We start from the raw sequence: 12,329 nt of genomic DNA on the forward strand, positions 1-12,329 counted from the left end.
GTGGCCCACCCACCCACCCATCACGTACCCACCCATCACGTCGATCATGAGGTTGGCGGCATTTTCGATCTATGGATCAACCGCCAACCTCATGATCAACAGGGCGAGTTGGGTGGGTGAGTACGGGTCAGGTGACGTTGGCGGGGCCCAGGACGCTTTTCAGGTCGGCCATCAGGGCGGTGGTGGCGGCCACCCGGACCGGGCTCAGGCGCAGGGTGGTGGTGCGGGTGCCGTTGAGGAGTTTGACGTGCACCTCGGCGTCACCGGGGTGCAGCACCAGGGTCTCCTTGAGGCGTTCCACCAGCGGCGGGGTGCAGCGGGTCACCGGAATGGTGAGGGTTACCGGCTTGTTCGCCGCGCTGGTGCTGACGTCCGGCAGGGACATGTCCATCGCCATGATGCGCGGGGTGTCGTCGCGCCGGTCGACCCGCCCCTTGACCACCACGATCGCGTCCTCGGCGATGTACTGCCCGATCACCTCGTAGGTGTTCGGGAAGAAAAGCGTCTCCACGCCACCGGCCAGGTCCTCCAGGGTGGCCGAGGCCCACGCCCGTCCCTGCTTGGTTACCCGCCGCTGCACTCCGGAGAGGATGCCGGCGAGGGTGACCACCGCGCCGTCGGGCACGGTGCCTTCCTCAGAGAGCGCCGCGATGGTGGTGTCCGCCGCCGCGCCGAGAATGTGCTCCAGGCCGAACAGGGGATGGTCGGAGACGTACAGGCCGAGCATCTCGCGCTCGAAGGCGAGCTTGTCGCGCTTGTCCCACTCCCCCTCGGCGATGACCGGCATGACCGTGGTGTTCGTCGCCACCTCGGCGTCGCCGAAGCCCGCGCCGAACAGGTCGTACTGCCCGACGGCCTCCTTGCGCTTGACGTCGGCGTACGCGTCGATGGCGTCGGCGTGCACGGCGAGCAGGGCCTTGCGGGGGTGCTTCAGCGAGTCGAACGCCCCCGCCTTGATCAGAGATTCGATGGTCTTCTTGTTGCAGACCACCGCGTCCACCTTGGACAGGAAGTCGTAGAAGTCGGCGTAGTCGCCCTTCTCCTCGCGACAGCGCATGATCGCGGCGACCACGTTCGCGCCGACGTTGCGGATCGCGCCGAGGCCGAAGCGGATCTCCCGGCCGACCGGGGTGAACGGGCCGGCCGAGGTGTTCACGTCCGGCGGCAGCACCTGGATGCCCATCCGCCGGCACTCCGACAGGTACATGGCCATCTTGTCCTTGTCGTCACCGACGGAGGTCAACAGCGCCGCCATGTACTCGGCCGGGTAGTTGGCCTTCAGGTAGCCGGTCCAGTACGACACCAGCCCGTAGCCGGCGGTGTGCGCCTTGTTGAAGGCGTAGTCGGCGAACGGGACGAGGATGTCCCACAGGGTCTTGATGGCCTCGTCGGAGTAGCCGTTGCTCTTCATCCCGTCCCGGAACGGGATGAACTCCTTGTCGAGGACCTCCTTCTTCTTCTTGCCCATCGCCCGGCGCAGCAGGTCGGCCTTGCCCAGGCTGTACCCGGCGAGGACCTGGGCGGCGCGCTGCACCTGCTCCTGGTAGACGATCAGGCCGTGGGTCGGGCCGAGGATCTCCTCCAGCGGCTCGGCCAGCTCAGGATGGATCGGGGTGATCTCCTGGAGCCCGTTCTTGCGGAGCGCGTAGTTCGTGTGCGAGTTGGCGCCCATCGGGCCGGGTCGGTAGAGCGCCAGGACGGCGGAGATGTCCTCGAAGTTGTCCGGCTTCATCAGCCGCAGCAGCGACCGCATCGGCCCACCGTCGAGCTGGAACACCCCGAGGGTGTCGCCCCGGGCCAGCAGCTCGTACGTCGGCTTGTCGTTCAACGGCAGCTTGAGCAGGTCGACGTTTAGTCCGTGGTTGAGCTCGATGTTCTTCAGCGCGTCGTCGATGATGGTGAGGTTGCGCAGGCCGAGGAAGTCCATCTTCAACAACCCGAGCGACTCGCACGTCGGGTAGTCGAACTGGGTGATGATCGCCCCGTCGGCGTCCCGGCGCATCAGCGGGATGTGCTCGATGATCGGCTCGGCGGACATGATCACACCGGCGGCGTGCACCCCGGTCTGCCGGATCAGCCCCTCGATGCCCTTGGCGGTGTCGATCACCTTGCGGACGTCGGGGTCGGACTCGTACAGGCCACGGATCTCGCCGGCCTCGGCGTACCGCGGGTGCTTCGGGTCGAAGATGCCGGTCAGCGGGATGTCCTTGCCCATCACCGCCGGTGGCATCGCCTTGGTGATCCGGTCGCCGACCGCATACGGGTAGCCGAGCACCCGGGCCGAGTCCTTGATCGCGGCCTTCGCCTTGATGGTGCCGAAGGTGGCGATCTGGGCCACCTTGTCCTCACCCCACTTGTCGGTGACGTACTTGATCACCTCACCACGCCGACGCTCGTCGAAGTCGATGTCGACATCCGGCATGGAGACCCGCTCGGGGTTGAGGAAACGCTCGAAGATCAGCCCGTGCGGGATCGGGTCCAGGTCGGTGATGCCCAGGGCGTACGCGACCAGGGAACCGGCCGCGGAGCCACGGCCGGGGCCGACGGCGATGCCCTGCGCCTTGGCCCACTGGATGAAGTCGGCCACCACGAGGAAGTACGACGGGAAGCCCATCTGGATGATGACACCCAACTCGTACTCGGCCTGCACGACGTGCCCCTGCGGGATGCCCTCCGGGTACCGGCGGGCCAGCCCGGCGAAGGTCTCCTTACGGAACCAGGACTCCTCGGTCTCCCCCTCGGGCACCGGGAACCGCGGCATCAGGTTGTGGAACTCGAACATGCCGGTCGGGTCGACCCGCTCCGCAACCAGCAGCGTGTTGCGGCAACCTTCCAGCCACGGGTCGGAGTGGTCCACCCCGCGCATCTCGTCGGCCGACTTGATGTAGTAGCCGCTGCCGCCGAACTTGAACCGGTTCGGGTCGGCCACGTTGCTGCCGGTCTGTACGCAGAGCAGCACGTCGTGCGCCTCGGACTGCGCCTCGTGGGTGTAGTGCGAGTCGTTGGTGACCACCGGCGGGATGTTCAGCTTGCGGCCGATCTCCAACAGCCCGTCGCGGACCCGCTTCTCGATGTCCAGACCGTGGTCCATCAGTTCCAGGAAGTAGTTCTCCCTGCCGAAGATCTCCTGGTACTTCGCGGCGGCTTCGAGGGCCTGCGCGTCGTGGCCGAGCCGCAGCCGGGTCTGCACCTCGCCGGACGGGCAGCCGGTGGTGGCCATCAGTCCGTCGGCGTACTCGGCCAGCAGTTCGACGTCCATCCGGGGCCACTTCACGAAGTAGCCCTCGGTGTACGACCGCGAGGTCAACGCGAACAGGTTGTGCAGGCCGGTCTTGTTCCGCGCCCAGATGGTCTTGTGGGTGTACCCGCCGCTACCGGAAACGTCGTCGCTCTTCTGCTCCGGCCGGCCCCACCGCACCCGCTGCTTGTGGAACCGCGACTCCGGTGCCACGTACGCCTCGATGCCCAGGATCGGGGTCACCCCGGCGGCCATCGCCTGCTTGTAGAAGTCGTTCGCGCCGTGCATGTTGCCGTGGTCGGTCATCGCCACCGCCGGCATCCCCTGCCGCTTGACCTCGGCGAACAGATCCTTGAGCCGGGCCGCCCCGTCAAGCATCGAGTATTCCGTGTGCACGTGCAGATGCGCGAACGAATCGCCCATGCGGAGGCCCCCCGGGTCAGCTGATCGAGTCGGTCGGCGCTAACCCTAACCCCGCCGTCGCCGGCCGTTTCAGCGCGCCACGCGCGGCGCTCGGCGACCCGTGCGGCGCGCGCCGCTCGACCCGGAGGACGTCGACCGCTTCGCCTGGCGGCGCCACGGCGGCCTCGACCCGGTCGCCCGGAGCAGCGTCGTGGTGAGCGTCGCGATCGCCCTCCGGTACGTCGTCGACAGCGTGCTTCAAGGCCCGTCGATCCGCGCGCGGAGCAGGAGCGGACCTGGACCGACGAACGTACGATGATCAGCGGAAGAACCGACACATACCGAGGGAGCGGCCGTGGAACTGATCATCGGACTGGTGTGCCTAGTGTTGATCGTCGTGGCGGTGCTCGGCTTCGGCGTGTCGATCTACAACGGGCTGGTCCGGGCCCGCAACGCGTACCGCAACGCCTTCGCCCAGATCGACGTGCAGCTCGTCCGGCGACACGACCTGATCCCCAACCTGGTCGAGACCGCCAAGGGCTACCTCAAGCACGAGCGGGAAACCCTCGAAGCGGTGATCAACGCTCGCAACGCCGCCGTCAACGCGCAGGCCACCGCCGCCGCGGCCCCCGGCGACCCGGCGGCGATGCAGCAGCTCAGCGGCGCGGAGAACGCGCTCACCGCCACTCTGGGTCGGCTGTTCGCGCTCTCCGAGGCGTACCCGGACCTGAAGGCCAACCAGAACATGATGCAACTGTCGGAGGAGCTGACCTCCACGGAGAACCGGGTCGCGTTCGCCCGGCAGGCGTACAACGACGCGGTGATGGCCTACAACAACAAGCGCGAGGTGTTCCCGTCCAGCATGGTGGCGGGGATGTTCTCGTTCGGCCCGGCGGAGCTGTTCCAGCCGGACGACCCGCAGCAGCGCCAGGCGCCGCAGGTCTCGTTCTGATCGGGCCGCGATGAACTTCTTCGAACGGCAGCGCCGGGTGCGCCGGCTGTCGACCCGGCTGGTGCTGCTGTTCCTGCTGGCCGTGGTCGGGATCGTGGTGGTGGTGAACCTCGCGGCGTTGTTCGCCTTCAATGCCACCGCCGCCGATCCCGGTCAGCTCGCCGGGTTCGTCGCCATGGTCACCGTCGCCACCCTCGCGGCGATCGGGCTGGCCGCCCTGGTCCGTACGCTCGCGTTGCGCGGCGGCGGCGGGAAGGTGGCCCGCGAGCTGGGCGGGGTGCCGGTGCCGGCGAACACCACCGATCCCGAGCTGCGCCGGCTGCGCAACGTCGTCGAGGAGATGGCGCTGGCCTCCGGCGTACCCGTGCCCGAGGTCTACGTGCTGCCGGAGGAGACGGCGATCAACGCCTTCGCCGCCGGGTGGACCCCGTCCGACGCCGCCGTCGCCGTCACCCGGGGCGCGTTGCAGCGACTCAACCGCGACGAACTCCAAGGGGTGATCGCCCACGAGTTCAGCCACGTCGTCAACGGCGACATGCGGCTCAACATCCGGTTGATGGGCCTGCTGTTCGGCATCCTCTTCCTGACCGTGATCGGCCGCGGGCTGGCCCGTGCCGGGGTCATCGGCGGCGGCCGCTCGCGCGGCAACAACAGCGGCGGCAGCGCCGCACCGCTGGCGCTGGTGGGCCTGGCCCTGCTGGTGGCCGGTTACGTCGGGGTGCTCGCCGGGCGGCTCATCCAGGCGTCGGTTTCCCGGCAGCGGGAGTATCTGGCCGACGCCTCGGCCGTGCAGTACACCCGGCAGACCCAGGGCATCGCCGGAGCGCTGAAGAAGATCGGGGGTCTGAGCGACGGGTCCGAACTGAAGTCGCCGAAGCGCGACGAGGTGGGGCACATGCTCTTCGGCGAGGCCGCCCGGACGTCCTGGTTCGCCACCCATCCCCCGCTGGTCGACCGGATCAAGGCCCTGGAGCCGTCGTTCGACCCGGCCCAGTTGCAACAGTTGTCGCGGCAGTGGGCGGCGGCACCGCCCTCGGGCCGCCAGGAGGACATCGCCATGGGTCTGGCGCCGGGGCGGACGCCACCGGCTCAGCCCGAGCCACCGAAACGCGGCGAGCGGGTACGCGTCGCACCGGACGACGTGCTCACCCAGGTCGCCGCCCCTACCGCGACCTCCTACACCCACGCCGCGGCGATCCTCGATCGGATCCCGGATCCGTTGCTCGACCGGGCCCGCGATCGGCAGGCGGCCGTACCGCTGCTGCTCGGCCTGCTGCTCAGCGCCGAGCCGGCGGCCCGGCAGCACCAGTACGCCGCAGTGGCCCAGCGGCATGGCCAGGAACTGGCCGACGATGCGCTGCGCGCGGCGGACGACCTGGTCGATTTCCCCGCCGAGCTGCGGCTGCCGCTGGCCGAGCTGGCCTTCCCGGCGCTACGCGATCGACCCGGCCCCGAGGTGGAGTCGCTGCTGGCGGCCGTTTTCACGTTGATCCAGGCCGACGGCGCGATAAACGTGACCGAGTACTGCCTGTCCCGGCTGTTGCTCGCCGAGTTGGCGGAGTCGCTGAGGCCGGACTCCCGGTGGCGCACCGACCGGCGCAAACTCACCGACGCGCGGTCTGCGGCGGCCACCCTGCTGGCCATCCTCGCGCAGGTCGGACACCCTGACCGACCCGAAGCGGAACGGGCCTTCCAGGCCGGCGTCGCCGCACTGCTGCCCGGCACCGCCCTGCCGTACGCGCCGCCCGAGAACGGCGTGCTCGCCCTGGAGACCGCCTGGCCGGTGCTCGACGCGTTGCGACCGGCCGACAAGGAACGGCTGGTGGCAGCCACCGTCGCGGTGATCAGCCACGACGGAATGATGACCGTACCCGAGATCGAGTTGCTGCGGACGATCTGCGGTCTGCTGCACTGTCCGCTGCCACCTATGGCCGGCCACGTCACCGACTGACAGCCCGATTCCCCACTGCCCGCTGCCCCGCTGCCTGGCTCATGTGCTGTCCCTCCTCCGGACGTCCCCGACCTCAACCCGCAGCCCCGGCCTCGACCGTCCTCGGCCCACGGTTTCCGGGTGATTCTGGAGATCGAGGACGACATCGAGGTGGTCGGCGAGGCCGCAGACGGGGAGCGGGCCGTCGGCCTGACCCGGGCGCTGCGTCCGGACGTGGTGTTGATGGATGTGGATATGCCCGGGGTGGACGGGCTGGAGGCCACCCGGCGGATCAGCGCCGACGACGAGCCGGGCGGGCCGGGCGAGCCGGGCAGGCCGGGCGAGCCGGGCAGGCCGGGCGGGCCGGCCGTGCTCGCCATGGACGACGCTCCCCGGCGACGTGGTCTCCGCGTTGAGCACCGAACCCCGGTGCGGCTGCTGAACCCGGACGCGGTGGACCCGGTGGTGGCCTTCCCTGGTGCCGTTCGCGTTCGCCTTCATCTTCCACACCACCTCGCAGACGTTCGGGGTGCAGATCGCGCAGAGCATCATCGCGGAGAAGCAGACCCGGATCGTGGAGATCCTCGTCGCCGCGGTGCCGGTCCGCGCCCTGCTGGCCGGGAAGATGCTCGCCGGTACGATCCTGGCGCTCGGACAGATCGGCCTGGTGGCGGTGGTCGCGGTGGCCGGCCTGGCGTTCGGCGACGACGGCGGGCTGTTGTCGCTGCTCGGGCCGGCGATCGGCTGGTTCGTGCCGTTCTTCCTGCTCGGCTTCGTGCTTATCGCGTCGATGTGGGCGGGTTTCCGGGCTGGCGCAGCCGATGGCCCAGCCGGGGCGGCCGGCGCGCTGGTGAACCGGCTGGAGGACATCGGTGGTGTGTCGATGCCGGTACAGCTAGCGGTGATGCTGCCGTTCTTCGCGGTGATCTTCCTCAACGACAACGTCACCGCCATGCGGGTGCTGTCCTACCTGCCGTTCTCGGCACCGACGGCGATGCCGCTGCGGTCGTTCACCGGGGACGCCGCCGGGTGGGAGCTGGTCGTCTCGCTGGCCCTGCTCCTGGTCGCGGCGCTGGGCTTCCTGCTCGCCGGAGCCCGGGTGTACGAGGGCTCCCTGCTGCGCACCAACGGCCGCACCTCCATCCGCACCGCCTGGCGCGAACGCGAAACGCTGGGCTGAGCGTCGCCGCCTTCGCGCCGCCGCTCAGGCAGCAGTTTCCCCGAAGTTGCTGCCTCAACGCGGCGCGATGCAGCAGTTTCCCCGAAGTTGCTGGCCGGGCGGGTGCAGACGGTCAGCGGTGGGGTGGGACGGTGACCCAGTTGGTGGGGAGGTGGGGGGTGGGCCAGGTGGGGTCGGGTTGCCAGGTCTTCCAGGACTCGTCCCACCAGCGCTCGCCGGCGTCGAGCAGGGCGGCGATCCGGTCGCCCTCGGCGCGGATCGTCTCGCCCATGCCCGGGTAGCGGCCCTCCACCAGCCGCTGGGCGAACATCTCCACGTCCTTGAAGACGTACCGGTCGGCGTCCGCCGCCCACCACAGGTCCAGCTCGTGGTCGAGGGTGTCCACCCCGATCGGCGTACGCCGGAACGGGTCCTGGAGGTTGAAGTACCAGCCGGCGAAGGTGCGCTCCGGACCGGACCAGAACACGTCGACCGAGTGCGCCTCGCCGGGCCGCTGAAGCATCAGCTTGCCGTGACCGGTCCAGGCGGTGTGCCCGGCGAGCTGCCACGGGTGCCGGCCGCACGGAAACTCACTTCGGTCGGGGAAACCGAACTCGGCGCCGGTCGGCAGGTAGAGCGCGAGCAGGTCGGGTGAATCTTCGACGCAGATCGTCGGGCAGCCGAACCACACCTCACCGAGCAGGATCTCCCGCCGCACCACCACGTCACCCGGTGCGAACCGACCAGCCGTGGTCACGGGCGGAGGTGCCTCTCTACTTCCTGCCGATGAGCTGCTGGGTGATCGGCCGCCCGGCCCCGCTGGCGAGCCGCAGGATCAGCGTGCCGACCTGATCCTGCTCGCCGGCCTTGAGCCCCACGTCTGTCGAGTTGACCCGCATCGGCGCCTGGCCGGTCGGTTTCACCAGGTATGCCGCGGTCTTGCCGGCGAAGAGGGTGCCGCCGCCGAAGACCTGGACCTCCACCTCGGTCACCTCGGCCCAGGTGGTTGCCCGGGCGTTGCCGTTGCGGACGTACACCATCCCGCCAGGGTAGAGGTAGCCGGCCTCGAAGCCCCTTACCAACACGACGACGAACCAGCCGACAGCGCAGATCCCGAGCGCCAGTGGCGGGATCGCCACCCAGACGAGCGGTCGCCAGGAGGCCGCGAGCGCGAAGAGGGCGACCGACACCAGGATCGCCACCGCGCCGACGGCGACGATGGTGAGGGCGGAGCTGATGGGGTTGCCGCTGCTGCGCTTTTCGATGAGCGCGCCCAGCCCGCGTTCCGCCGCCAGGCTGGCGACCTTCTCCGGTACGTCCTGCCGCTTGTCGACACTGCTCGTGTTCGCCCCGTTTCGATCGGCTCGAAAATCAGCGGCGAACATATCCATAGTGGGCAGTCGCGGCTGCCCCGTACGTCTGGGGTCAGACTGGTCCTGTGCGACGTGTGCCGCCGCCTGGCCGTGCCCGACCGCCTGGACACGAGGAGCACGATCATGGACGTACGGGATGCGGCCACCGAGGGCAGCTTCCTCCCTCCGGTCTCCCTCTTCCTCTGACCTGGCGGGCGGGCGTCGACCGAGACGCAGCACGGGCCTCAGCTCTCTGGCAGCGTACGCATGGTGCGCAGTGGGGAGAAGACGATCCAGAGCACCCCGAGCAGGGCGCCGAGGCTGGCGATCCAGAGGGCGGGCCGCACCCCGATGGCGGCGCCGAGCGTTCCGCCGAGTACGGCACCGATCGGCCGGATGCCGTAGTTGACGGTGCGGCGGAAACCGGAGACCACCGCGAGCATCGACACAGGTGTGGCCGCGATCTGCACCGACCCGACGGCGATGTCGAGGACCATGACGCCCAGGGCGGAGACGAACTCGGCGGCGAACAGCAGCGCGAGCACCAGCGGCTGTGGTCCGGTGGCCAGCGGCACCAGGATCAGTGGGGCCGGGAAGGCGACGAAGCCGACGAGCACCGCGGGGCCGATGCCGATCCGGCGACTGACCGGGCCGGTGACTGCCGCGCCGAGCAGTCCACCGAACGAGCCGGCCCCGATGAGCAGGCCCAGCAGTCCCGGGGAGACACCCAACTCGGTGGTCACGTACAGCACGAACAGCGCGGCGAACATGTAGTTGAACAGGTTGAGCGTGGTGGTGCCGAGCAGTGTCGCCCGGAGGATCGCCGAGCGGACCACGTACCGCACGCCGGCGGCCATGCCTCGGCCGGGTCCGCTCTCCACGGGACTCTCGGTGATCGTTATCCGGGCCAGGAAGACTGCCGAGGTCAGGTAGGTGATCACCCCGGAGAGGAGTGCGACCGGGGCGGTCAGCACCTGCACGAGCACGCCACCGATGCTCGGGCCGGCCACGTCGGCCATGGCCCTGCTGCCGTTGACCAGGCTGTTGGCGTCCACGTAGTCCGACCGCCGGACCAGGGCGGCGAACAGGCTGACGTGCGCTACCTCGAAGAACATCGAGTGGACGCCGATCAGAAAGGTGACGGCGCAGAGCAGCGGCAGGTTCAGCAGGTCCGCCCACCAGAGCAGCGGCACGGTCAGCAACAGGCCCGCCCGACCCACGTCGGCGACGATCATTACTTGGCGGCGGCGGGGGTACCGGTCCACCCAGGCGCCGGCCGGCATGGAGAAAAACAGGTTCGGCAGCAGCGCGGCGGCGGTCAGGTAGCCCATCTCGGCGGGTCCGGCGCCGAAGGCGAGCACGGCCAGCAGCGGCACAGCGAGCACGGTGATCTGGTCGCCGAAGAGCGAGACGGTCTGCGCGGACCAGTAGCGACGGAAGGCCGCCTGCCGCAGCAGCCGTGGGATGCGCGGCCGGCGCGGCGGCGCCGGGTCGGCCAGGACGAGAGTTCCGGTCATGACCCGTCGCCGCCCGCCGGCTCTTCCGGGGGTACGGCTCCGCGCGGCAGCGTCATCTGCACGAATGTCACCGGGCGGGATCCGGGCGGGCGCTTCGTCGGGTCGGCGAGCCGTTCGTCGTACCGGGCCAGCAGCGCGTCGATCTGTTCCGTGACCTCGCGCAGTTCCGCGGCGGTGACGTGCAGCAGCGCGTCGCCGAAGCCGGCGGCGGCCCGCCACTCGGCCGGCTCGTCGGCGCGGATCGCGAGATAGTCTCGCGCCCGTTGCAGGTAGATATCGACCATCACGCTGTTGATCTGGTCGGCGGCGGACCGCATGGCCGGGTCGTCGGAGTCGTCGTCCCAGGAGGTGTACGGCGTGGCGGCCCGCCAGGGCCGTTCCCGACCGTCCGCACCGGGCACTCGTTCGGCGAACCCGTACTTGGCGAGTTGCCGCAGGTGGAACGAGCAGTTCGGCACGTTGTCGTCGAGCCGGGCCGCCGCCTGGGTCGCGGTCATCGGCCCTTCGCCGCGCAGCAGCCCGATCAGGCGCATCCGCAATGGGTGGGCGTACGCCCGCAGGGCACGCGGGTCGGTGACCTTGAGCGCGCGCCGAGGTACCTCGTCAGTCATACAGTAGAGAGTGCTTTAGAAAGACATCTCTAGCAACCCCCTAGCGGAGACTCCGCACTCGAACCCCATCGCGACAAGCGATCTGCTGCGCTCGACACGCTGGCGGGGGAGCGACTGAAGGCGGCGAATGAAGAAGGGGCCGACCCGATGGGGTCAGCGCCTTCGACTCGTACGCGGGGTCAGCCGACCGCAGCCATGATCTCGTCGCTGACGTCGAAGTTGGCGTAGACGTTCTGCACGTCGTCGCTGTCCTCCAGGACGTCGATCAGCTTGAAGATCTTGCGCGCGCCCTCCTCGTCCAGCGGCACGTTGACGCTGGGGATCAGGGAGGACTCGGCCGACTCGTACTCGATGCCGGCGTCCTGCAACGCGGTCCGGACCGCGAGCAGGTCGGTCGGCTCGGAGACCACCTCGAACGCCTCGTCCAGGTCGTTGACCTCCTCGGCGCCCGCGTCGAGGACGGCCAGCATCACGTCGTCCTCGGTGGTGCCGGCCTTGGGCACGATCACCACGCCCTTGCGGGAGAACATGTACGACACGGAGCCGGCGTCGGCGAACGAACCGCCGTTGCGGGTCAGCGCGGTGCGTACCTCGGTGGCGGCCCGGTTGCGGTTGTCGGTCAGGCACTCGATCAGCAGCGCGACACCGTTCGGGCCGTACCCCTCGTACATGATCGTCTGGTAGTCGGCGCCGCCGGCCTCCAGGCCGGAGCCGCGCTTGACGGCCCGGTCGATGTTGTCGTTGGGGACCGAGCTCTTCTTGGCCTTCTGGATCGCGTCGAAGAGCGTCGGGTTGCCGGCCGGGTCTCCGCCACCGGTACGCGCCGCGACCTCCACGTTCTTGATCAGCTTGGCGAACATCTTGCCGCGCTTGGCGTCGATGACCGCCTTCTTGTGCTTGGTCGTCGCCCACTTTGAGTGGCCGGACATCTGTTACCTCCGTTGCTACCCGCCGTCTGCACCGACCGCACCGAGCGCCCCGCTCCGCACCGGCGCACACGGTGGTGCCGGTCAGCTCTGGTGGAAGCAGTGGCGGCCAGATGGCCCTGCCGAATCTCGACAATCCTACCGACGTGGGGGGGGGGGGGGGGGGGCGCGCGCCCCCCCCCCCCCCCCCCCCCCCCCCCCCCCCCCCCCCCCCCCCCCCCCCCCCCACAACCAAACCACAA

General features: G+C 69.6%; 8 protein-coding genes and 2 pseudogenes. 4 read left to right on the plus strand and 6 right to left on the minus strand.

What is annotated here, in order from left to right:
* Positions 1–127: 127 nt before the first annotated feature.
* Positions 128–3,661 (minus strand): DNA polymerase III subunit alpha, encoded by a 3,534-nt coding sequence (dnaE, locus tag AC2CHE_RS18555; protein WP_484506157.1) that lies wholly within the window; start codon positions 3,659–3,661, stop codon positions 128–130.
* A 334-nt stretch (positions 3,662–3,995) separates the two neighbouring features.
* Between dnaE and AC2CHE_RS18560 the strand changes: the two genes are divergently transcribed.
* The 4 genes and pseudogenes from AC2CHE_RS18560 to AC2CHE_RS18575 all read left to right on the plus strand — a co-directional run.
* On the plus strand, positions 3,996–4,592 hold the full coding sequence (locus AC2CHE_RS18560) for a LemA family protein (RefSeq protein WP_281562018.1): 597 nt from the start codon (positions 3,996–3,998) through the stop codon (positions 4,590–4,592).
* A gap of 10 nt (positions 4,593–4,602) precedes the next feature.
* A complete protein-coding gene (locus AC2CHE_RS18565; RefSeq protein ID WP_484506158.1) occupies positions 4,603–6,543 on the plus strand; it encodes a M48 family metallopeptidase in 1,941 nt (646 codons plus the stop codon).
* A gap of 120 nt (positions 6,544–6,663) precedes the next feature.
* Positions 6,664–6,843 (plus strand): annotated as a pseudogene (locus tag AC2CHE_RS18570) (response regulator); the annotation flags it as partial.
* Positions 6,821–7,702: pseudogene (locus tag AC2CHE_RS18575) on the plus strand (ABC transporter permease); the annotation flags it as partial. The pseudogenes AC2CHE_RS18570 and AC2CHE_RS18575, both read left to right, overlap by 23 nt.
* Before the next feature lie 112 nt (positions 7,703–7,814).
* Here the strand turns inward: AC2CHE_RS18575 and AC2CHE_RS18580 are convergent.
* The 5 genes from AC2CHE_RS18580 to AC2CHE_RS18600 all read right to left on the minus strand — a co-directional run bounded on the left by AC2CHE_RS18580 (position 7,815) and on the right by AC2CHE_RS18600 (position 12,090).
* Complete coding sequence (locus tag AC2CHE_RS18580) at positions 7,815–8,438, minus strand: ribonuclease FAU-1 family protein (RefSeq protein WP_484506159.1); 624 nt, start codon at positions 8,436–8,438, stop codon at positions 7,815–7,817.
* 16 nt (positions 8,439–8,454) lie between these two features.
* Entirely contained in the window at positions 8,455–9,072 is a 618-nt protein-coding gene (locus AC2CHE_RS18585; protein ID WP_484506160.1) for a hypothetical protein, read from the minus strand.
* Between the two features lie 206 nt (positions 9,073–9,278).
* Positions 9,279–10,550: an MFS transporter gene (locus tag AC2CHE_RS18590; RefSeq protein ID WP_484506161.1), complete on the minus strand. Its 1,272-nt coding sequence runs from the start codon at positions 10,548–10,550 to the stop codon at positions 9,279–9,281.
* Positions 10,547–11,161, minus strand: coding sequence for a winged helix-turn-helix domain-containing protein (locus tag AC2CHE_RS18595; protein WP_484506162.1), 615 nt, complete (start codon positions 11,159–11,161; stop codon positions 10,547–10,549). Before AC2CHE_RS18595 ends, AC2CHE_RS18590 begins: the two co-directional genes overlap by 4 nt.
* A gap of 179 nt (positions 11,162–11,340) precedes the next feature.
* Entirely contained in the window at positions 11,341–12,090 is a 750-nt protein-coding gene (locus tag AC2CHE_RS18600; RefSeq protein ID WP_484506163.1) for a YebC/PmpR family DNA-binding transcriptional regulator, read from the minus strand.
* Positions 12,091–12,329 lie beyond the last annotated feature (239 nt).

Source organism: Micromonospora sp. ATLC16 (assembly GCF_057196645.1).

Excerpts from the sequence above, each read along its gene's own strand:
- dnaE (WP_484506157.1), bottom strand. The coding sequence starts at position 3,661 with ATGGGCGATTCGTTCGCGCATCTGCACGTGCACACGGAATACTCGATG.
- AC2CHE_RS18565 (WP_484506158.1), top strand. The coding sequence starts at position 4,603 with ATGAACTTCTTCGAACGGCAGCGCCGGGTGCGCCGGCTGTCGACCCGG.
- AC2CHE_RS18585 (WP_484506160.1), bottom strand. The coding sequence starts at position 9,072 with ATGGATATGTTCGCCGCTGATTTTCGAGCCGATCGAAACGGGGCGAAC.
- AC2CHE_RS18590 (WP_484506161.1), bottom strand. The coding sequence starts at position 10,550 with ATGACCGGAACTCTCGTCCTGGCCGACCCGGCGCCGCCGCGCCGGCCG.
- AC2CHE_RS18595 (WP_484506162.1), bottom strand. The coding sequence starts at position 11,161 with ATGACTGACGAGGTACCTCGGCGCGCGCTCAAGGTCACCGACCCGCGT.
- AC2CHE_RS18600 (WP_484506163.1), bottom strand. The coding sequence starts at position 12,090 with ATGTCCGGCCACTCAAAGTGGGCGACGACCAAGCACAAGAAGGCGGTC.